The organism is Niallia oryzisoli, assembly GCF_036670025.1.
GTDB classification, from domain to species: Bacteria; Bacillota; Bacilli; order Bacillales; family Cytobacillaceae; genus Bacillus_BD; species Bacillus_BD oryzisoli.
The window spans coordinates 630724-653390 of the sequence record NZ_CP137640.1 but is presented as its reverse complement, the minus strand read 5'-3'; the positions used below and the strand labels follow the sequence as shown (position 1 = coordinate 653390).

The following is a 22667-nucleotide window of genomic DNA, read 5'->3' as shown; positions in this document are numbered from 1 at the left end:
AATAATTGAAAGAGGTGCAGGATGAAAACCAAAAGGAAAATTGTACTGTTTATCGCTCAAAGTTTAGACGGATATATTGCAACAAAAGATGATTCCTTAGATTGGTTATTTAACGTTGAAGGTGAAGGAGACAATGGTTACTCAGAATTTTTTGATACGGTAGATACTATTTTAATGGGAAAGAGAACATATGACTGGATTATGAAACATGAGAATGGTAATTTTCCATACGAAAATAAACAATGTTATGTCTTTTCTAGGTCAGCAATACAGGATACGCCATTTGTTACATTTATTAATGAAGACATTAATAGATTTACAAATAACTTAAAAAATGAGGCAGGAAAAAAGATCTGGATAGTAGGCGGCGGAGAGTTATTATTTTCGTTTTTTAAAGAAAAACTAGTGGATGAAATCATTTTGACAGTTGCCCCCCAAATTATAGGAGAAGGAATTCCCTTATTTAAAGCAGGTGACTATGAACTAAACCTTTCATTAAAAGGTACTAGGACTTTTAACCAATTTGTCGAATTACATTATGAAGTCAATCATTAATTTTACGAAGGAGAAGATAGAATAATGATTAAACCTTATTTAATGTTTAGCAGAGAATGTGAAGAGGCTTTTCAATTATATCTGAAGGCTTTTGATGGAGAATTACTTGCTATGCAAAAATATGGCGATATGCCTCCAAATCCTGAATTCCCTGTAGCTGAAAAAGATAAGGATCTTGTTTTACATGCACATTTAAAATTAACGGAAAATGGGTTTATTATGGGTTCTGATGGAAGTCGTGACTTAAAAGAAAGCCCAAAAGTATGTATTAGTGTCGAATTGAACTCTGAAGATCAAGCTATTAAAGCATGGAACATGCTTAAAGAAGGCGGAAATGTAAAAATGGATCTTCAACCAACCTTCTTCTCCAAGCTTCACGGTTCTGTTATGGATAAATTCGGAGTCACTTGGATGTTCTCAGTAATATAAGAAAAGGAACAGAGGGACAGGTCCTAATACTGCGAAGTAACTTTTCCGTACAGGTCCAGTGTTGTGTCATTACATAACGAGAAAAGTTAAGATACAGTAGTACAACGAACCTTTCCCTACGTTCCTCCCTCTGCTTTTTGTTTAAGATTGCTCCAAATTCTAACGGTAATCAATACAGCTGCCACAAATGACATGATCACCAACAAGATGCTTGCCAATGAATCGTTAAAACTGATTCCAATAACGCTATATACCAAGATATTAGGTATGTTAGAGATGATAATCGTTAAAATATAAGTTGAAAATTTTAACCCAACAGCTGCTGATAAAAAACAAATACCATCTGTTGGTGCTATAGGACAGATAATCCCAAGCACTAAAAACTTATAGCTGTATGTTTCTAATAATTCCTTTAAATCTGGGTGCTTCCTCGCAAAATACGAATTCAACTTTGTGCAAGCTGGGTCAGTTCGTCTTTCCCCTTTATACCAATCGTTAAACCAAGTTCTCCATTAGCGATCTTATTAACGCTCTCAGAAATAAGCTTCAAATACAATAATTTATTTCTTACCATTAATAAAAAAATGGCAATAAAAGTTATGATTGCTACTGAAAACGTTAAGAATGTCATGAAATTATATTTAGATTCGCTGAACCCTGTTGGGAGTTTCGTAATATAGGGGTTCAAAATGAATTGAATCGAAAACAGTATTAAAGAAATAGAAACGATTAAACTGATTGCAACCGCACAAAGAAGCTTGACAATCATCTTATTTCTAAACGTAATCCCCGCCATATTTTATACCCTACTCCCCAAACCGTTTTAATGTAAATGGGATGTTTCGGATCATCTTCTATTTTGTCTCTTATTTTTGTGATGTGTACCATCACTGTATTATCTGATTTAAAGAAGTCTTCTTTCCAAACTGCTTCGTAAATTTTGCCAACACTTAAGACAATTCCTTTATTACGGGCAAGAATTTCCAATATATCAAATTCCTTTGGCGTTAGTCTTACGTCCTTCTCCCTTACCCAAACCTGACGTGTATCAGTATTTACTCTTAAATCACCGATTTTAATTACGCTCTTATTGCTGTCTGTGGTATTGTACTTTTTATATCATCTCAACTGGGATTTTACCCTGGCGATTAACTCCAGTGGGTTGAACGGTTTTGACAAATAATCATCCGCACCAGCAGCAAGGCCTTGGATTTTATCCATATCTTCCGACTTTGCTGAGAGCATAATAATTGGCATATTGCGTTCTTCCCTAATTTTCATACATGCCTCAATTCCATCCATCTTCGGCAACATAATGTCCAAAATAACTAAGTCAAATTCCTTGGCTTCTAACCATTTTAGGCTTCAATTGCATCCTCAACCTTTTGAGTTTCCATTCCTTTATTTTCTAAATAAACCGAAATAAGACTTCGGATCTCTTTATCATCATCAACAATAAGAATCTTGGACCCCATCATACTCCCCCATCTTTTTCTCAGACATCGCACAGCTAAACACAAAAGCAGGCGGGAAATTCCTAATCTCTCTTTTCACATCTATCTTTTTGAAAAACTTTTCGATAAATGCCTTTTTGAATTTAGTGTATTGAAATGTAATGAATTCCCCATCCTTTTTTAAAATCCTCGTCGTATTTAATAAAATATTGTTAGAAACCTGTTTTGGCAAACTTGCAAAAGGAAGCCCTGAAATCACGTAGTCGGCATAAGGAATACCGCAGTCAAATATATACTGTTCAATGTTTTCAGCAGAACCATGAACGATATATACATTCTTTTCCTCTTTTAACTTTTCCTTCAACAGGTTATAAAACTCTTTATTGTTTTCTACTAATAAAATAATCGTCTTACGATTACGCTTTTCAAGTAAATGTTCAGTGAATACACCGGTGCCTGGCCCATATTCAATAATGTACTTGGCCTTCTGAAAATTGATTCCTTCGACCATTTTATCCCCTAGAAACGTTGAGCTTTGGAGTACTGCACCGACTGTTTTTGGATTAGTTATATATTGGAATAGAAACGACAGATGTTTCACCTTTCATCACTCCATTGGTTTGAATTTTTATTTATACTGTAAAATCCAAACCTAAAGAAAAATGAACAAAAATCCTTAAGATTTCTTAAGCTTTTTTTAACAAAAGTTTAGAGTCACTCTGCAACTCAACAAAAAAACCCTTCAATCATTTGTTGAAGAGTCTGAGAGGCTCGGTGAAACAAAATACATTAATAAAAGGAAAGCTCTAATAGAGAGTCATATATCTTTAGAACTTTCCTTTTTTATTTTCTTCTATCCTTTTTGATAAGAGACTTGCTCTTAGCAATCGGAGTAAATTGGTGGGTCGCGGTGCCTGTCCCCTTAGTATACACTCATGTAGTGTTGGCGTTCCCAAGGATGGACTTGTGTACGGAACATATCCCATTCGATTTCTTTTGCTTCTACGAAGTGTTCGAAGATATGCTCTCCTAGTGCAGATACGATTACTTCATTTTGTTTTAATACTTCAATCGCTTGAGCTAATGTTGCAGGAAGATCGGTAACACCTTCTGCAAGACGCTCTTCTTTATTCATTGCATAAATATTGCGATCAACTGATGCTGGAGGATTTGTTTTGTTCTTCACTCCATCTAGACCTGCTTTTAATAGAACAGCTAATGCTAAATACGGGTTTGCAGCTGGATCTACACTACGTACTTCTACACGTGTGCTTAAGCCGCGAGAAGCCGGAATACGAATCAATGGCGAACGGTTGCTTGTTGACCATGCAACATAACAAGGTGCTTCGTATCCAGGAACTAAACGCTTATAAGAGTTTACTGTTGGGTTTGTAATTGCAGTGAACGACTCAGCGTGCTTTACAATACCAGCAATAAATTGAAGAGCTGTTTCACTTAATTGTAAATCTGCCTTTGGATCAAAGAATGCATTTTCCCCATTTTTAAATAGAGATAAATTACAATGCATACCAGAGCCGTTTACACCGAATAATGGTTTTGGCATAAATGTCGCATGTAAACCATGTTTACGGGCGATTGTTTTTACTACTAACTTAAACGTTTGGATGTTGTCACAAGCGGTGATCGCATCTGCATATTTAAAGTCAATTTCGTGCTGCCCTGGAGCTACTTCATGGTGAGAAGCTTCGATCTCAAAGCCCATTTCTTCAAGCTCAAGTACGATATCGCGACGGCAATTTTCCCCAAGGTCTGTAGGAGCTAAGTCAAAGTAGCCGCCGTTGTCATTTAGTTCTAATGTTGGTTCACCTTTTGCATCAAGTTTGAACAAGAAGAATTCTGGCTCGGGCCCTAGGTTAAAGTCAGTGAACCCTAGTTCTTCCATTTCCTTTAATATTCTCTTAAGATTGTTACGCGGGTCCCCTGCAAATGGAGTTCCATCTGGGTTATAGATATCACAAATAAAACGAGCCACTTTCCCTTTTTCTGCTGTCCAAGGGAATACAACGAACGTATCGAGATCTGGATATAAGTACATATCCGATTCCTCAATACGAACAAAACCTTCGATGGAAGAACCGTCAAACATCATTTTATTATCTAGTGCTTTCTCAAGTTGGCTGACCGGAATTTCAACATTTTTAATGACTCCTAAAATATCCGTAAATTGAAGGCGGATATATTTAACGTTTTGCTCCTCACACATACGTTTAATATCATCTTTTGTATACTTCGCCATAATACAATCTCTCCTTTTTATCTAAAACAATATTGAACTACCAATTTTCATAACGAATTTCTAAGTTCTTGGAAAATTCATTTCCTCTAATTCACCATAGCAAACATATCTGACTTCACCTTTTGTCCAGACACGATTACGTTCTGCCCATACTATCACATTTTTTACCTTTCGCTTTTCCCCAACTTCTACTTTAATACTTACATCCCCGCCTAATGTCTCAATGGTGAAGCTTGGTGATTCAGCATACATGGTGTCATATAGATAAGCAGCCACACATTGTAAACCGATTAGACAATGGTTAGCTTCTATCCCGTCTTTATCAAAAGCTCTCATTCTAAAATCTGCTCGGTTCGAAGGACCAACCAGGATCATACCATCCGAACCAATTCCAACATTCACATTTGAAACCCATTTCGATAGTTCCGAGAAATCTACATTTTCCATCGATTCTTCTAAAAGATTAAATAATATATACGAGCTCCCTGAGCCCTGCATTTTTGTAAATTGCATTCCTATCCTCTCCTCCATAAGTAGGACGACTTCGAGTTTCTTAGTCTTGTTTTGAACATGAGGAAAAATAAAATTTTTAACTCGTTAAAACTCAACTAAACTCTCAGTCGTCACTAACAAGGGACTCAGATATTAGTTCTTCTCATTCTTATTTCATTAAAACTTCACTAGGATTGGATTGAACCATTCCCTTATATTCTTTCGGAATCACCTTTACCCACTTTGAAAGTGTTTGATTCCAATGGTTAAGAATATCGTATGCCTTTAAACTGCCTGTATAGTTATAATGGTTCTGTACAAGCTTGAATACCTCATTACGATCTTGTTCTTCCTCCAAAGCTTCTAAAACGACTAGTTCTTGATTGCACTGCTGTTGGAATTCATCCAAAGAATCCGCGTAAACATATGCGACTCCACCTGTCATACCTGCAGCAAAGTTGTTACCAACTGAACCGAGTATCACAACACGTCCGCCCGTCATATATTCACAGCCATGGTTCCCAACACCTTCTACTACTGCATGAACCCCGCTGTTTCTTACACAGAAACGATCACCGGCAAGACCACTTATATAAGCTTCTCCAGATGTTCCGCCATAAAAAGCGACATTTCCGATTATGGTATTATCCTGCGGAATAATAGCTGATTTTTCAGATGGTTTTACAATAATTTTTCCTCCGGAAAGTCCTTTACCTACATAATCATTTGCCTCACCTTCAAGAGAAAGTGTCAATCCTTTTGGAATAAAAGCACCGAAGCTTTGTCCTGCCGATCCTGTAAAACTCAACTGAATCGTATCCTCTGGCAGTCCGTTTGCACCATATCGTTTTGTTATTTCACTTCCCAGCAAAGTACCCACTGTTCGATTAATATTTTGAATCTGGAAGCTTGCTTCTACTTTCTCCATTTTTTCTATTGCAGGCTGACTAACGGATAACAGCTCACGATAATCCAGTGATTTCTCCAGACCATGATTTTGCTTTTGCTTATTCACCATTCCATTATTCACCGAACCATCAGGCTGATAAAAGATTGCTGATACATCCAAATCTTTCGCTTTCCAATGAGATTTTGCCTGTTCACTTTGGCTTAATAAATCTGTGCGGCCTACTAATTCATTTATCGTACGAATTCCTAAACTCGCCATAATCTCCCGGACATCTTGTGCAATAAATCGCATAAAATTCTCAACATGCTCCGGTTTACCAAGAAATTTCTTACGTAATTCTGGATTTTGTGTTGCAATCCCTACCGGGCAAGTGTCATTTTGACATTGACGGACAAGGACACAGCCTAAGACAACTAATGGTGCTGTTGCAAAACCAAATTCTTCTGCTCCAAGCAATGCTGCCATGACCACATCACGGCCAGTCATTAATTTTCCATCTGCTTCTAATACAACCCGATCACGAAGACCATTTAAAATTAATGTTTGATGAGTTTCAGCAAGTCCAAGCTCCCACGGCATTCCAGCACGCTTGATACTTGTTCTTGGTGCAGCACCCGTTCCACCGTCGGCTCCACTGATTAAAATGACATCCGCAAGCCCTTTGGCCACTCCGGCAGCAATCGTTCCAACCCCTGCCTTTGACACAAGCTTCACGCTGATTCTCGCAAGTGGATTGGCATTTTTTAAATCATGAATCAGCTGTGCAAGATCCTCGATGGAGTAAATATCATGATGCGGCGGTGGTGAAATTAAACCAATTCCTGGTGTTGCCCCCCGCACTTCAGCGATCCATGGATATACTTTCTTTCCAGGCAAGTGTCCACCTTCTCCAGGCTTTGCTCCTTGCGCCATTTTAATTTGAATTTCGTCTGCATTCATTAAATAATGGCTGTTTACCCCAAAACGAGCGGATGCAACCTGCTTGATGGCACTACGGCGCAGATCGCCATTTTCATCCGGCTGATAACGGTCAGGATGTTCGCCGCCTTCACCGCTATTACTTTTACCGCCGAGACGGTTCATCGCAATGGCTAATGTTTCGTGAGCTTCTTGACTTAAAGAACCATAGGACATAGCCCCGGTTTTAAATCGCTTAACAATCGATTCAATCGGCTCCACTTCTTCAATCGGGATCGGAGTGGTTTCCTTAAAGGTAAATAAATCCCTTACAAAGATCAGTTTCGATTCATTTGCTTTTTCTGTATATGCTTTGTATTGCTCATAATCATTCGTACGGCACGCATTTTTTAGTGAGCGAATAATATCAGGGCTAAACGCATGCTCTTCTCCACCCTTACGCCATTTGAAATCCCCGCCTACAAACAGAGACTGATTTTCATCTTCAACATTATCAAAAGCTTTTTCATGGCGAATAAGGGTTTCCTTCGCAATCGTTTCAAGCTTGATGCCGCCTAACTGGACAGATGTCCCTGTAAAATATTTATTTATAACATCTTGATGAATGCCCACTGCCTCAAAAATTTGTGCTCCACGATAGCTTTGTATTGTAGAAATACCCATTTTTGAGAGAACCTTCACCATTCCTATTGTTACAGCTTGAATATAATGATTAAGTGCCATTGAAAGGTCTAATGGTTCTAATTGACCGTTATGGAACATATCTTCGATTGTCGCATAAGCAAGGTATGGATTGATGGCATCTGCACCATAACCAATTAACATACATAATTGATGGACGTCCCTAGCCTCACCGGTCTCTACAATGATGCTTACCTTTGTCCGAGTACCTTGACGAACTAAATGCTGGTGAAGTCCGCTAACAGCAAGCAATGATGGGATAGCCGCCACCTCTTTTGTCAACCCGCTGTCTGATAAAATAACCAGTGACACACCCTCTTTTACTGCTTCATCTACTGCTTGAAACAAATGAGACAAGGCTGGTTCAAGACCTGATTCTCCGTTCAATGCGCTAAATACCATCGTGAATGTTCTTGATTGAAATGGCGATTGATTCAATGACTTAAGTTTATTCAAATCTTGATTTGTAAGGATAGGTGACTCCAGACGAATTCGCTGACAACTATCTTCACCAGGATGTAAAAGATCCCCTTCTGCCCCCAGTAATGTTGCTGTTGAAGTGACATATTTTTCACGAATCGCGTCAATTGGCGGATTGGTTACCTGTGCAAACACTTGCTGGAAATAATTGTATAACAATTGGGAATGATTAGAAAGTACGGCAAGTGGTGCATCATTCCCCATCGAGCCGATCGGATCTTTCCCTTCTTTTGCTGTTGGAAGAAGCTGGTCCTTCAATTCTTCTTGTGAAAATCCGAATGCTTGATGCAGCTGCATAATATTGTCATTGGCAGTCATTTCTCCGTCTTCGGCATCTGGTAATTCATTGATATGAACGCTTCTATTATTTAACCATTGTCGATAAGGCTGTTCTTGGGAAACCTTCTGCTTTACTTCATTATTTTTCAGAATACGCCCTTTTTCTAAGTCAATGAGAATAATTTCACCAGGACTTAATCTTCCTTTTTCAAGAATTTTCCCTTCTTCCACATCCAGTACTCCTGCTTCAGAAGCAAGGATGATTTGGTCATCTGTTGTCACATAATACCGTGCAGGACGCAGACCATTCCGATCCAGCATCGCGCCAATTTGCTTTCCGTCTGTAAAGGCCAAGGCCGCTGGACCATCCCAAGGCTCCATTAAATGGCTGTGGTACTCATAAAAAGCTTTTAAGTCATCATCCATAGTTTCATCTTTTTCCCAAGGCTCTGGAACCATCATCATTGCAGCATGTACTAAAGAACGACCAGATAGATGCAAAAATTCCAGGCAATTATCAAAGGATGAAGAGTCACTTCCATTTTCATCGATAATTGGGATGACTTCGCTGCCATCTTTACCAAAGACCGAATATTCAATCATATTTTCGCGCGCTTTCATCCAATTTACGTTACCTTTTAAGGTATTAATTTCTCCATTATGAATTAAATAACGATTTGGATGTGCTCTTTCCCAGCTAGGAAATGTATTTGTACTATAACGTGAATGAACTAAAGCAAACGCAGATGTAAATTCTTTATCTTGTAAATCAAGATAGTATTGATCTATTTGTTCAGGCGTTAACATACCTTTGTATATAATTGTTCTGGAAGAAAGACTTGCCACGTAAAAAGTAGAATCTTGAGCAAGTTGTTTTTCTCGAACTTCTTTTTCTACTCGTTTTCTAATTACATATAGTTTTCTATCAAATTCGAGCTCATTCTTTATTTCACTTGACTTTCCGATAAATACTTGGCGTATGGATGGCTGGCTCGCTTTTGCCGTTACTCCAATAGAGGAATCATTTGTTGGTACTGTTCTCCAGCCAAGAAAGTCCAGACCTTCTTGGGTAATAATGTCATGAAATGCATCTTCACATTGTTTTCGTTGGTTACTATCTTCAGGAAGAAAGACCATTCCAACCCCGTAATTTCCTTCTTCATATCCGCTCAATTTTGAATTAATTTTAGTGAAGAAAAGATGGGGAATTTGAGTCATGATCCCTGCTCCATCACCTGTATTAGGATCGCTTCCTTGACCACCTCGGTGTTCCATGCGAGAAAGCATTGTAAGACCTTGTTTAACGATATTGTGCTCTTTTTTCCCTTTTACATTTGCTATAACGCCAATCCCGCAAGCGTCCCGTTCGAAGGCTGGATTGTAAAGACCTTGTTTTAAAGGAGGTTTCAATTGTTTCATGTTCGTTTCACCCTTTGCATAAAAGTATGATCATTAGCATCAATAACAGAATAGATGATTTTTAAATCATTCTCAATTCGTTATTAATTTTGTTAAATCAATCATAATACAAAAGGATTAATCTTTCTAATATGTATTTTGCATAAAATCAATCTAATTTTGATATGAATTAAAATTAAACGCTTTCAAGTTAATAATATATGCACATTACATAAAATCCCTCATGTTGAATCCATATTGGAGGTAGGGGTGATGCCAACGATTGTATCTTCTCTAATTTCAATATCCCATTTTCCATCTTGACCATATAATTTAGCATTGATTAGTTTCATAACTTTCACATCTCCTTATTTAAAAAATTAGCAAATAAAACAACTGCCTTTTTTATCTGGTCCACTCAACAGATGCATCCATTTTTACACCCTTCAGCATTAGATGTAAGTTTATCTAATATGAAGTAAACTATAAGTTAAATAATCTTCCATTTCTATGTTTATGTGAGATAATTTAACATGTTATTTTTGAAAAAGTTAAATATTCTGACATTCCATTAAACAAGCGGGAAACGGGGACAGTTTTAGTGGCCCATAGAATTAGAAAAGTTTCCTTATTACTGGTTTCTCCGTAAGCATCCATTCCGGACCGAACGAATCACGAGTATATATTGAGAGGCCGTTAGTAGGAGGTTTTAGATTAAAGACAAGATGCAGAGCTGGTTAATTGTATAAAAGAATAATATTTTGGGAATCATTCAGTTAAAGTAGTTAATTTAAGGGAGAGGAATCATGTATAGAGAAAGTGACATAAAGTTTTCGGACTTTGTTGATTATGATCAATTTAAACTAAACTCTTAGCTTACTTGTCTGTTTCATCGATTTTATGATTATGTCCCAAATCACTCAGAAAAAATACAGCTCAGTCGAGTAAAAACCTTGGTGTTCGTTTATTGAAGTAGATTGCGAGGCTACTATATGCTATATTTGTAGTTCTTACATACAAATTATAAAGTAGAGGTGTAATAAATGAATAAAACAGAATTAGTAAAAGCTGTGGCAACACAAGCCGAACTATCACAGAAGGACGCAGCAAAAGCAGTTGATGCGTTAGTTGAAACAATTTCTAACACACTTGCTCAAGAGGAGAAAATTCAAATAATTGGATTTGGAACGTTTGAAGTACGCGAGCGTTCAGCTAGAACAGGGCGTAATCCGCAAACAGGCGAGGAAATACAGATTGCTGCATCTAAAGTTCCAGCTTTTAAAGCAGGAAAAGAATTAAAAGAGGCTGTAAAATAAACTATAGGGTAAAGCCTAATGTTGTTTGATCCATACGTATCACAAATTATTATATACACAAAAGAACCCAATTCAATCGATTTGGGTTCTTTTATTTGCTGAATTAAAAAAGATTAATCAACATCTTTTAATCTTACCATGCATTTCACATCTTCATCTGTATAATAATATTCGATGCAATATCCATTTGGATCAATGTCAGGAAATGCAATGCAAAACACAGGGACAGGCACCGTGACTCTATTACAATAGATCTCTTCTCAACTCTTCCGCGGGTCTTGGAGACAAGTATGCGGGTGCAACATCAAAAACAGTTTTTGCACCAGCTTGTCCTTCTTTATTCAAACGATAAGCTGCTCTTGCATATGCCACTAGTACACTAGCTGTAAATTCCGGATTGCTCTCTAAGTTAAGCGAGAATTCGATAATTTGTTTATTGTCTTTGCCTGTTTCTCCGCTTCGAATGACAAATCCACCATGCGGCAATTTTGAGTGGTTTTCTTTTAATTCTTCTTCCGTAATGAAGTTAACTTCTGTATCATAGTCAGCAAAGTAGTTGGGCATTGTTTTAATATTCTGTTCGATTTTCTTGTGATCATAGCCTTCTTCTGCTACTACATAACAAACACGTCGGTGTTTTTCACCTGTAGATAATTCAGGAGCTACTCCACTTTTTACTTTCTCTATTGCTTCATCAATCGGCACTGTATACTGAACACCACCAACTACACCTTCTACTCTTCGAATGGCGTCTGAATGTCCTTGGCTAAGTCCTTTTCCCCAGAAAGTGAAATTCTTACCATTCGGTAAAATAGCTTCTGCCATTAAACGATTTAGAGAGAATAAACCTGGATCCCAGCCAACAGAAATAATACTAGTCTTTCCACTTTCTTTAGCCGCTTGATCAATCACACTAAAATATTCAGGAATCTTTGCATGTGTATCATAACTATCAATTGTGTTAAACATTCTAGCAAAATAAGGGCCTTGATCTGGAAGATCTGTTGCTGAACCTCCACATAAAATCATCACATCAATTTTTTCCTTATATTCCTCTGCACTCGAAATATGTAAAACCTCTACGTTTGGTTCATTTATTGAAAGACTTTCAGGTGCTCTTCTTGTAAAAATAGCCACAAGCTCCATATCTGAACATTGCTTGATTGCTTCAATCGTTCCTCTACCGAGGTTACCATATCCTACAATTCCTACTTTAATTTGATTACTCATTATTCTGTTCCCCACCTCTATCTTTTCGTTATTTATTATTATAGATTCACTATTACAAACTTACAGGCTCTAGTGTTCCGCTTAATTACTTTAGTGCAAAGTTTGAGTTAATGATAATTAAGTAGAATCTTATTTACCATAATCCATTCTGTATTACTTTTCAACAATAATACTACCTTGTATTATTTATTAAATTAGTTTTTCTGAGTTAATCATCATTTGAATAAAGTTTTTTTAACACAAAACGAATAGGTAAATGAATATTCTAATATATATAAGAAACAAATGAAAGGAAGATTCGGAAGACCCTTAGCGAATCCATCCTTTCAATTGTTTCTTATAAAAATTAATACTTTCTTAAAAAGAACATAGCACCCTTACTTACTTGGAATATTTGGAATTAGGAGAAGAAATATGGTAAGAAGCTATTAATGGTCAAGTTTACAATGTCCCCTGCCCCTTCCACCAAGCACCAAGTTGTATTTAATGGATATTATTAAAGATGGTGATTAATAGAGAAACCTATTGTAAATATAATGATAAAAGCCGAGAATTTCTCTCGGCTAATTTATTTTGGCTATAGGGCCAATCCCTTGAATCGGAAATATGTTTTTTTGGGGGACAGCATTCGTATCGTGTATAAGAAAGCTAAAAAATATAAAGCTTTTCCTATTATACCCCAATATTTAATTCAGCCACTGAATATAAAACGGCCCTTCCACCTATCTTTACTCTTATATCTTCATACTTACAATAGAGCGTTCCACCTCTATTTGATAATTGCCTAGCCACCATTTCCTTTTTTCCTAGTCTATTGGCCCAAAATGGAATTAAGCTACAGTGTAAGGAACCTGTTACGGGATCTTCATTTACTTTTAGCTTCGGGAAAAAACCTCGGGAAACAAAATCATATTCTCTGCCTTGGGCCGTAACACAAACACCCAAACCTTCTGGCAATGTTTTTAATTTGGCAAAGTCGGGGCTAATGTTTCTGACTTCTTCCTCGGACTCTAATACGATAATAAGATCTCTATTTAAGTATGTTTCTTTTGGTACAACTCCCAAAGCGCTGATCATTTGATCAGTAACAGAAATTTCTTCTGAAGAAACAGCTGGGAAATCGAGTTCATATAAATCATCTTGTTTATTTACGGTTAACTCTCCACTCATTGTATTGAACTTAACACTATCCAATTGCTTTTCATAATAATTTAGAATGATAAATGCCGTTGCTAACGTGGCATGCCCACAAAGGTTAATCTCTCCTCCAGGCGTAAACCATCTCAGTCGATAATGAGCTGCTTCTTTTACTGCAAATGCTGTTTCCGATAGGTTATTTTCAATCGCTATATTCTGCATGAGTTCATCTGAAATCCAATCATTCATGATACATATTCCTGCTGGATTTCCTTCAAAAACTTTTTCTGCAAAAGCATCAACTACAAAATATTTCATCCCATTTCCTCCAGTTCCATATATTGCGCCTTACATTTTATTGGTAGTTTACATCTGTTTGTGTATAACACTCAACACTTGTATCTTATATGAATAAACAACAATTAACACAAGGTATTACAATCCTTTACTTTACAAAAACAAACTTTCTTTGAAACCAATAACTAAACAGGAAAATGGTTGTTTCAGTAAACATCTTAGCCAAAACCAAGGAAAGCCCAATGATACTGTAATAAAAATCTATTACGCCGTAGTTCGCAAACATTACAACGATGGCGAGGAGCATAAATCTGGACAAGGAATTTATCATCGATTTATCTTTAAACTTCGAAAATACATAATGTCTATTTACGGTATAATTAAATGCCGCACTACAGAACCTTGCCACTACTACTGCGAGGAATAAATTTGAGGTAAAGAGCTGGATGATCACATCACTAGAAGCATGAAATCAAGTACAGCAGACATAAGAGAAGACAGACTGAATTTAATGATAGGCAGGTATACAAGGATCGAATCTTTCAAAAAATGAAAATGTGATGACTTGTTTTGTTCTAAATACACTGTGTCTATATCAATCTCATAAAAGCTGTAGCCCGCTGGAACTGCCTCTAACAGCATATTCATTTCATATTCAAATCTCTCACCAGGAATCTCACAAAGCCAGGGAAGCATCTCCATTGAAAATCCACGAAGTCCTGTTTGTGTATCATACACTTTAGCACCACTGACAAATGAAAAGACATTCCTTGTTACATTGTTTCCAAAACGGCTGCGAGAGGGAACTTTTCCTGTAAATCGTCTGGTACCAAGCACCAGTGCTTTTTTGTGGTCTTTGATGGCCTCAGCAATTTTAATAATATCTTTAGGTAAATGCTGACCATCACAATCAGCAGTAACAACTCCTATATTTTCCTTCGTTTCCTGTATATATTGGAAACCCGTTTTTAAAGCCGCTCCCTTCCCTCTATTTTTCTCATGGGTTAAAACCGTACACCCAAGATTAGAAACAGTATCAAAAATGTATTGATATTCTTGTCCACTTCCATCATTAACAACGACAATCTCATAGTCACATGTATCTTTCAAATCATAGATCAAGTTTATTAATCTTTTATTCGGTTCATACTCCGGAATTAAAATTGTCATAGATTCCCCTTCTTTTTTTATTTTAAATGAATATTCTCAAGCAAAATCATTTGAAAGGTCCTTCTGATGTGTTGCCATAATGATCATAATGATCAAACCAACTGCTATGAATGCCCATCCAGCCACATTGTAAAATACTAAATGCGTGGAATTTGTACCGGCGATTTCAAATACACCCTTGAGCAGGCTGGCAAGGGTCAGTGTAGCAATTCCTGAGTTATGGGTATTTAAAAATACCCGACAGCCGACAAAATAAGTGATGTGAGAAAAAAGCTTACGAACGATAAAATAAAACAGCACACCTCCAAGCAGCGGATATAAAAACATCCAGGTCATGGCTGCTGACAATATCAAGTAGGCCCATATTGTTTTTCTAAGCTGTTTTTCATTATTTCTCGTATTAATAGCCAATATAGACAATGTCGCTCACCTTTCTTTCTCCCATATTTCTTCCGCCGGTAGGATGATTGATCACTTCACCGTTAAAGTACATGGTTGAGGATCCACCGCCGTCCAGATTATATGCGACAGTACATCCTCTATCCTTAAGCTCCTGTGCAAGCTGTAGAAGGGAAAGTCCCGCACTCTCGCTAGTACGCCCATCGGATACAACAACAATATAATGAAGCTCAGAAATCTGGCCGATGGCCGTTCTAGGATTGCTTGACATGGCTTTTGATACCTCACTGGAGCTGTTTACAACCACTTCACCATCTACGACAAGACCCGGGCCAAAGGATAATACCTGCCACGCACCCTGATCACTTAGTGAATCCAAACTTACCTCCCCTTCTGGAACAACGGATAAGTTACCATCTTTGTCTATAACTAATGCATCATTATCACCGCTCCTGGCTGTCTCTCTGTATGCTACACCGTTACGCAGCACATACCCGCCATCTCTAAATCCGTAATAATCTCCGTTTATGGCAAAAATAGCGTTGTTCTCCAATGCCATGACAGAAGTTGTTGCTGTTATATTTCGACCGTAAGTATTATTTGCGAGAGCTGTTTTCAGGTATGATGGATCAGAAACCTGAATATCCGCAATATAGATGTTTGAATCATACTTGCGATCTTTTTCAATGGTAATTTTTATATTTTCATCCTCATAAGAATTGTCTGTAACAGCAGCCTCAGACTGTGACTTCGAATTTATTGAAGTTTCTGTGGAGGATGAACCTGAAGAATCCGCTGGAGCTGCTTTTGAAGATGAAACAATTGAAGCATCTGCTAATGATTTAGGCAGGACAAAGGTATCTAGCAGTGTATAGGTAATGGTAACTGTCAGTATAATGGAGTAAATAGCAGCCCATCTGTAAGGTTTAGATAAAAACTTTTTCATTTCTGATGCAATCCTTTCTTTTGGAGAGTTAGAAAAATCATATTTATGCCTGTTTTTTATCATTAAGGAAGCTGTTAGCTTATCTATACTCAAAATCTATAGTACAAAGCTTAAAATTACCTTAAATGCTATGTTGTTTCGCAAAGCTGGAGAAAGTTTCGTTTATATTAATTCAGATATTAAAAAAAGCCTGTTTCGTCACGAGAAACAGGCTTTTTAGCAAGTGTAGAAATCCCCTTCAAGCTTTACACTATCTCTTTCTTCTTTAAAAAGATAAATATTTATTGACACTCACTTTGTCTTTCCTATATAGTAACTTTATCAATTAAATGAAGAAACCCGTTTGAACGGGAGAGGTTCATAGCAGAAACCCTCTATAAAAAACTATGGTGTAAACCATATCCATAAATTGATATGGTTTTTTTATGTGAATTCATTCTGCTTACCTCCCTGTTCCATTCGGGACATATAGGGAGGTTTTTTTATGCATGGCCGTAAAAAGCATGAATTAGAAAATATTACTTTGCTAGGAAATCAGGGAACAAACTATTTGTTTGACTATGCTCCTGAGATTTTAGAGGTATTTGATAATAAGCATCCGAATCGGGATTATTTTGTAAAGTTTAATTGCCCTGAGTTTACGAGTCTTTGTCCAATAACAGGCCAGCCTGATTTTGCAACGATTTATATCAGCTATATTCCCGACCAAAAGATGGTGGAGAGCAAGTCTTTAAAACTTTATTTATTTAGTTTTCGCAATCATGGGGATTTTCATGAAGATTGTATGAATATTATTATGAACGATTTAATCAAATTAATGGACCCGAGATATATTGAGGTGTGGGGCAAGTTTACGCCAAGGGGTGGAATATCCATTGACCCTTATACAAACTACGGCCGGCCTGGTACAAAATATGAAAAAATGGCAGAGTATCGATTGATGAACCATGATTTATATCCTGAAAAAATTGATAATCGTTAAGGGGTGAAAAAAATGAGATTAGTATTTTATTTAGCTGCAATTGTATTAGCGAATGTAGTGACTGCCAAATTCGCCCCTCTTGAAGTTGGTATTTTTCTCATTCCGATGGGTTCCTTTCTGATTGGGGCAACATTTATTTTTCGAGATCTTGTTCAAAATAAGTATGGAAAAACGAAAACATATCTTTTTATTCTTCTTGCCTTAACGCTGTCCGCGATTACCAGTTATATACTTGGAGATACGTTGTGGATTGTTTTTGCAAGTGCGTTAAGCTTTGCTGTTTCAGAAACCACTGATACAGAGATTTATACAAGATTACATTTACCGATGAATTTACGCGTACTGTACAGTGGTATGATTGGTGGATTATTGGATTCAGCAATTTTTGTCGTTATCGGGTTGTCTCCAATGGGAGCAAATATATTGCCATGGAACGTGATTTGGATGGCGATTCTAGGCCAAGTGATTGTAAAAACAATCATGCAGTTTCTCGGAGTACTTGTCCTTCAGGCAGCAAGTGTTAGAAAAGAAGTCTATTAATATATAGACTCTTTGAATCATTTGTATTGATGCTCCAAATTCCTGATCCAACCGCCCATGTACAAGAAAAAAACATCCGTCGGCTTTTGTGAAACGGATGTTTTTTGTGATTCAATATCGTCCATTTTCTGTTCTAAAAAATCGATATGAACAGCTTTGCGATCAAGTACCCGACCATCCCACAGCAAGGTAATGTTAGCACCCAAGCCAATACCATTTCACGGACAATGCCCAAATTGACATTCCTGATGTGCCTTGCAGGTCCAACACCCATACCTTCCTTCAGTTAAATTTTCATTTCTTCTGGAATATTGATTCTGTCTTGCTTATATCGTGTCGATCAAATGAAATGCTACTTTTCATTCCCAAATAAAGCGTTATTCCGTTAATCACAAACCCGGCAAATATATCATAAAATTGTAATATTCAGTAAATACACATCCACTAAAATTTTATCATATATTAATACTCTGCCCCCAATTGTTAATACTTCAACAATTCCACTTCCCTTTTTGATGTAGTCGGAAAAGAAACGATTATCTTTAGGACATTTATTATTAAACATGATGAAAGACCTTTTTATACCCAAAAGTAAAAGATCCCCAAGTTAATCTCTAATGACATAGATAAACTTATCTAGTCATCTGAAACAGACTGGGGATCTCTTGTTAGTTTAATTAATTGAATCAATCGTATCATGATTATCTAAACCAAATAAAAGTTATATCACTAACGGACAGTTTGGTAGAAGAAATTATTGTCAATATCTTCTTTTGAAATATTTAATCAGATATTCATTTTGTTCTCTAAATTTTTGCATTTCCGTTGTTAATTCTGAAATTGCATTTGTTAGTTTCTCCAGTTGTTTAGCTATAGAAACAATTTCAGAATTACTTTGTTTAAGCTCTAAAAGATCATTATCTAGTTTCTCCAATTTTTTCGATAAAGAAATCTGCTCTGGATTTTCTTTTTTTTCAGAGAGGGGAAGGTTTTCTGTTTTTTTATTGAGTTCAACAACAGAATTCATCAGGGCATCGTTGTTTAAAAGACCTGTAGCCATTTTCATAATAGAACCCAAGTCAACGGAACTTTCATTATTAATTAAACTTTGGGCAAGATTTCTGAAGGGACCCATGTCTTCACTGTTACTGGGATTCTGCCCATTGTTTTCATTCTTGTTTTCATTCATGTTTTCACTCATAATTAAACCACCTTTTTAATATCAATCGAAATATGTTAAGAAATTCCTTATATAATATGTCGATCAACAAAAATGCGTAATATGTTATTATCCTAATTTGAGAAAATATTAAATTGAACTAAACCTTCTATAATAAAAACCCTGGAAGATTTTTTGAAAATAATCTCCAGGGTTCTTGCTATTCAAACATTAGATCCTAGGGATCCTGAACTGTAGCCACGATTGCGTTATTAATAGCAGTTGCGGCATCAGTTAAGCCGAATAATTCAGCAACAAGCAGAGCAAGGAATAGTAGAACAACCACAAGAAGTTTTCCTAAAGTACTAACAACACTTTGATTCATAGTAATCGGCACCTTTTTCCCCCCTTTTAGATTTTTAATCTATAAGAGTCCTCTTACAATAGATATACTACGTGAAAATATCGGACATGCATAAGCTTATATCACAATAATAAAAAAAAGGCTGTCCTATTTTGCAAAAGTATTGAAATAAATTTTTCTATCACCTTTTTAGATCACGTATTTCCATTTGAATCTTTTCATAATTATCCTTAGGGCCTTGAGGCCGGCCTAAAAAGAGTTCCTGCTATACTTAATGGATATATCTCAAAAATTAATTCCCCATTATAAATCCGCACTTTTCTGACGCTGCCCCATATATTAATAAGAGGTGATTAAAATGGATAAACATCTGCAACAAACTTTTGATATCGGTTTTTTGAAAATTGGTATTGTGACCAATGCTGGAGTTTTGCAAATTGGTTGTGGAGCAGGTAAAGCTCAGCGACTTCCTCCCATTGCATATACCACAATTGGAACTACATTAGTCCCTCTATCAGCTCCTGCTGTCCCATTACAAACACAGGTACGTCAAAAAAACTGAATGTAGTATAATGGATGAAAACGTACATTCATGTTTTGTTCTTAGATTAGAGCATTTATTATATGTATCAAAAATGGTCACTTAGATAGACTGTATGTTCACAATAAGGAATAGCTTGTTTAATGGTATTGAAACTAAACGAACCATCCTTCTTCCTTACTTTTTGCTAAAAATATTTCACCTAGAGTTAAAGTTAACTCCAGGTGAGTTTGTCCAATTCAAAATTAAATTTCATGTAAAATGGAGTGCAGTGCTTTGATTAGATTAAAAGAATTAATTAGTTTTATGCTTTTAACCATTTCGCTGTCAATGTCACTGCAGTTAACATCTCTTCTGGTGTGCCTTCAAATATAATCTGACCGCCTTGTTTTCCTCCTCCTGGACCTAATTCTATTACCCAGTCACTTGCCGCAATAAAGTGAAGATTGTGTTCGATTATGATGACAGAATTACCTCTGTTTACAAGATTTTGAAACACGTCTAACAGTATTCCATTATCTTTTGTGTGCAGTCCTAAGGATGGCTCGTCTAATAGGTAGATTTGTCCCTCTTTCTGTAAGTGGCTTGCAAGCTTTAGACGTTGGATTTCTCCTCCGCTTAGAGAACTTGTCGTCTGCCCTAAGGTTAAATATCCTAACCCTACGTCTTTTAGCATATTCACACGTTTTATGATCTTTGGCATTTTAAAATAATGTGATGCCTCGTCTATCGTTAAATCTAAAATTTCCACTATATTTTTATCTTGGTATCGATAGGACAATGCTTTATCCGAATATCTCGTACCTCCGCAGGCCTCACAGCTAATATTCACTGGGTCTGCAAATGCTACATCTGGCGTTATGACTCCTTTTCCTTTACATACAGGACATGCCCCTAGGGAGTTAAAGCTGAACAAACCTGCTGGATGCCCTGTTTCTTTTGAAAATATTGAGCGAATATCATCCATTATTCCCATATATGTAGCTAGGGTCGAACGATTAGAGATTCCTATACTCCCCTGTTCTACCATTATGGTTTCTGGATACTTTTTCGTGAATGCTTCCAACATTAAGGAGCTTTTACCTGAACCAGATACTCCACAAATAGAGACTAAAACATTTTTAGGAATATTTACACTTATATCTTTTAGGTTATTATTACTTGCTCTTTTTATCGTAAAATAACTTTTTAGTTCCCTTGGATTTTTATTAATTTCCAGCTTGTGGTCTAGGGCTAGTGCGGTAGGGGAGTTTTTTAGTCCTTCTAATTTTCCCTGATAGACAACTTCTCCTCCATTTACACCTGCTCCAGGGCCCATCTCTATTATTTCATCTGCTGCTTTTATTACTGATAGATTGTGTTCGATTACGATTACGGTATTATGCTGGGCTTTTATACTTTTTAACATTTGTATCAACATATCCACTTCTTCTAGATGGAGTCCTGCACTTGGTTCGTCAAATATGTATGTGAGATTGTTTAGACTACTCCCTAAATGACGAGCAATTTTTACCCTTTGAGCTTCTCCGCCAGACAGGGTACCCATTTTTCTTGCTAGGCTCAAATAGCCTAATCCCATTTCAATTAGTTGTTTTATATGCGGAATGGCTTGTAGTGCGATAGATTCTCCCATAGGATCTTTTATCTTCGTTAGGTTTACTAGTAATTCTGTAAGCTCTAGTTGATCGTATTCTGCGATATTTAAACCATTTATTCTACAGTCTAATACCTTTGGGTTTAATCCAGAACCTTGGCAGGTTGGGCAAAGAACTTGAGTTGATACTGCTAAGACATCATCCTGGGAAACTTCTTTTAGCTTTGAAAGATCTCTATTGATATAGAGGCGCGTAAATCTAGGCAATAACCCATCCCACTCATGATCTTGAGGTCCATTTTTTGTATGAAACGGTGCATAGACCTTTTCACCTTTCGGGGGACCATATAAGAGCAGTTGGCGGTTTTCTTCGGAGTAGTCCTTTATCGGTTTATCTGGATCGAATAAACCTCCGGTCATCATCCATCTCCCTTGCCAACCTGAAGGTGATAATGGCTTGAATCTTATAGCATAATCCCGAAGTGACTTATCGAAATCAATCAGCTTATTTAGGTCTGGTGCAATCACTTCCCCAAATCCACCGCATTCCGGACATCTGCCAAAGGAACTCTGACTCGAAAAATCATTTGCAGAACCTATTGATGGCTTTCCTATTCTTGAGAACAAAAGTCTTATCAATGGATGTATATCCATATAGGTACCAACTGTTGAGCGAGAATTGCCACCTATCGCTCTTTGTTCTACTACTACAACCGGGCTTACATTTTGCACAAGATCGGCGTGGGGTCTTTCATACCTTGGCATTTGATTTCTCACATAAAGTGGATAGTTCAAAGTCATTTGTCTTCTGCTTTCTGTTGCTAATGTATCAAAAACAACTGAGCTCTTTCCTGAGCCTGAAAGACCCGTGAATACGATCATTTTTTCTTTCGGGATGTTTAAATCTACATTTTTTAAATTATTTTCTTTAAGCCCTCTTAAAATGATTTCATCTTTTATATCTGACATGTTATCATCCTTTCTAATTTTATCTATTAAGAAAGGGATTTCGGTAACTGTAGGCTGCTGACTATATATATTCAGAATATGGCAATTTGACAGAAATAGCAAAAAGCTAACTGAATTTAATATCTATTTAAATGTTCATATAATAACGAAATCAAAAAGTATAACGAAAT

General features: G+C 36.8%; 21 protein-coding genes and 2 pseudogenes. 6 read left to right on the top strand and 17 right to left on the bottom strand.

The annotated features are described in order from the left end of the window. Positions 1-21: 21 nt before the first annotated feature. Entirely contained in the window at positions 22-555 is a 534-nt protein-coding gene (locus tag R4Z09_RS03270; protein WP_338450955.1) for a dihydrofolate reductase family protein, read from the top strand. A gap of 24 nt (positions 556-579) precedes the next feature. After that, positions 580-984, top strand: coding sequence for a VOC family protein (locus R4Z09_RS03265; RefSeq protein ID WP_338450954.1), 405 nt, complete (start codon positions 580-582; stop codon positions 982-984). Between the two features lie 116 nt (positions 985-1100). Here R4Z09_RS03265 and R4Z09_RS03260 read toward each other — a convergent pair whose 3' ends face one another. The 7 genes and pseudogenes from R4Z09_RS03260 to gltB all read right to left on the bottom strand — a co-directional run bounded on the left by R4Z09_RS03260 (position 1101) and on the right by gltB (position 9874). Then, positions 1101-1433 (bottom strand): VTT domain-containing protein, encoded by a 333-nt coding sequence (locus tag R4Z09_RS03260; protein ID WP_338450953.1) that lies wholly within the window; start codon positions 1431-1433, stop codon positions 1101-1103. Beyond that, a pseudogene (locus tag R4Z09_RS30990) lies at positions 1433-1600 on the bottom strand (HAMP domain-containing protein); the annotation flags it as partial. The pseudogene R4Z09_RS30990 and the gene R4Z09_RS03260, both read right to left, overlap by 1 nt. Positions 1601-1749: 149 nt before the next feature. After that, positions 1750-2459 (bottom strand): annotated as a pseudogene (locus tag R4Z09_RS03250) (response regulator transcription factor). Further along, entirely contained in the window at positions 2434-3039 is a 606-nt protein-coding gene (locus tag R4Z09_RS03245) for a class I SAM-dependent methyltransferase (RefSeq protein WP_338450951.1), read from the bottom strand. The pseudogene R4Z09_RS03250 and the gene R4Z09_RS03245 overlap by 26 nt, the downstream one beginning before the upstream one ends. A gap of 321 nt (positions 3040-3360) precedes the next feature. Beyond that, the gene (glnA, locus tag R4Z09_RS03240) at positions 3361-4695 is read right to left on the bottom strand and encodes a type I glutamate--ammonia ligase (RefSeq protein ID WP_338450950.1); all 1335 of its coding nucleotides are present in this window, start codon (positions 4693-4695) and stop codon (positions 3361-3363) included. A gap of 60 nt (positions 4696-4755) precedes the next feature. Continuing rightward, complete coding sequence (locus R4Z09_RS03235) at positions 4756-5208, bottom strand: hypothetical protein (RefSeq protein ID WP_338450949.1); 453 nt, start codon at positions 5206-5208, stop codon at positions 4756-4758. A 148-nt stretch (positions 5209-5356) separates the two neighbouring features. Continuing rightward, a complete protein-coding gene (gltB, locus tag R4Z09_RS03230) occupies positions 5357-9874 on the bottom strand; it encodes a glutamate synthase large subunit (protein ID WP_338450948.1) in 4518 nt (1505 codons plus the stop codon). Positions 9875-10896: 1022 nt separating this feature from the next. Between gltB and R4Z09_RS03225 the strand changes: the two genes are divergently transcribed. Next, positions 10897-11169, top strand: coding sequence for an HU family DNA-binding protein (locus R4Z09_RS03225; protein ID WP_338450947.1), 273 nt, complete (start codon positions 10897-10899; stop codon positions 11167-11169). Positions 11170-11412: 243 nt separating this feature from the next. On the opposite strand, the gene R4Z09_RS03220 is transcribed toward R4Z09_RS03225, so the two are convergent. From R4Z09_RS03220 to R4Z09_RS03195, 6 genes are all read right to left on the bottom strand, one after another. After that, entirely contained in the window at positions 11413-12399 is a 987-nt protein-coding gene (locus R4Z09_RS03220; RefSeq protein WP_338450946.1) for a diaminopimelate dehydrogenase, read from the bottom strand. A gap of 672 nt (positions 12400-13071) precedes the next feature. Further along, complete coding sequence (locus R4Z09_RS03215; RefSeq protein WP_338450945.1) at positions 13072-13854, bottom strand: PhzF family phenazine biosynthesis protein; 783 nt, start codon at positions 13852-13854, stop codon at positions 13072-13074. A gap of 127 nt (positions 13855-13981) precedes the next feature. Continuing rightward, a complete protein-coding gene (locus R4Z09_RS03210; RefSeq protein WP_338450944.1) occupies positions 13982-14242 on the bottom strand; it encodes a GtrA family protein in 261 nt (86 codons plus the stop codon). Positions 14243-14283: 41 nt separating this feature from the next. Further along, positions 14284-15003: a glycosyltransferase family 2 protein gene (locus R4Z09_RS03205; protein WP_338450943.1), complete on the bottom strand. Its 720-nt coding sequence runs from the start codon at positions 15001-15003 to the stop codon at positions 14284-14286. A 36-nt stretch (positions 15004-15039) separates the two neighbouring features. Beyond that, positions 15040-15423 (bottom strand): hypothetical protein, encoded by a 384-nt coding sequence (locus R4Z09_RS03200; RefSeq protein WP_338450942.1) that lies wholly within the window; start codon positions 15421-15423, stop codon positions 15040-15042. Next, positions 15404-16348 carry a phosphodiester glycosidase family protein gene (locus R4Z09_RS03195; RefSeq protein ID WP_338450941.1) on the bottom strand — a complete coding sequence of 315 codons (945 nt, stop codon included), beginning with the start codon at positions 16346-16348 and terminating at the stop codon, positions 15404-15406. The genes R4Z09_RS03200 and R4Z09_RS03195 overlap by 20 nt, the downstream gene beginning before the upstream one ends. A gap of 484 nt (positions 16349-16832) precedes the next feature. Between R4Z09_RS03195 and queF the strand changes: the two genes are divergently transcribed. Both queF and R4Z09_RS03185 read left to right on the top strand, forming a co-directional pair. Continuing rightward, positions 16833-17330, top strand: a complete 498-nt coding sequence (gene queF, locus R4Z09_RS03190) for a preQ(1) synthase (protein ID WP_338450940.1) — start codon at positions 16833-16835, stop codon at positions 17328-17330. A 12-nt stretch (positions 17331-17342) separates the two neighbouring features. Continuing rightward, the gene (locus R4Z09_RS03185; RefSeq protein ID WP_338450939.1) at positions 17343-17870 is read left to right on the top strand and encodes a VUT family protein; all 528 of its coding nucleotides are present in this window, start codon (positions 17343-17345) and stop codon (positions 17868-17870) included. A gap of 17 nt (positions 17871-17887) precedes the next feature. Here R4Z09_RS03185 and R4Z09_RS03180 read toward each other — a convergent pair whose 3' ends face one another. The 3 genes from R4Z09_RS03180 to R4Z09_RS03170 form a co-directional block, all read right to left on the bottom strand. Further along, positions 17888-18076, bottom strand: a complete 189-nt coding sequence (locus R4Z09_RS03180) for a hypothetical protein (protein WP_338450938.1) — start codon at positions 18074-18076, stop codon at positions 17888-17890. A 554-nt stretch (positions 18077-18630) separates the two neighbouring features. Then, positions 18631-19071 (bottom strand): hypothetical protein, encoded by a 441-nt coding sequence (locus R4Z09_RS03175; protein WP_338450937.1) that lies wholly within the window; start codon positions 19069-19071, stop codon positions 18631-18633. Positions 19072-19267: 196 nt separating this feature from the next. Further along, positions 19268-19426 carry a hypothetical protein gene (locus tag R4Z09_RS03170; protein ID WP_338450936.1) on the bottom strand — a complete coding sequence of 53 codons (159 nt, stop codon included), beginning with the start codon at positions 19424-19426 and terminating at the stop codon, positions 19268-19270. Positions 19427-19751: 325 nt separating this feature from the next. Between R4Z09_RS03170 and R4Z09_RS03165 the strand changes: the two genes are divergently transcribed. Further along, on the top strand, positions 19752-19955 hold the full coding sequence (locus tag R4Z09_RS03165; protein WP_338450935.1) for a hypothetical protein: 204 nt from the start codon (positions 19752-19754) through the stop codon (positions 19953-19955). Between the two features lie 283 nt (positions 19956-20238). Here R4Z09_RS03165 and R4Z09_RS03160 read toward each other — a convergent pair whose 3' ends face one another. Further along, positions 20239-22497, bottom strand: coding sequence for an ATP-binding cassette domain-containing protein (locus tag R4Z09_RS03160; protein WP_338450934.1), 2259 nt, complete (start codon positions 22495-22497; stop codon positions 20239-20241). Positions 22498-22667 lie beyond the last annotated feature (170 nt).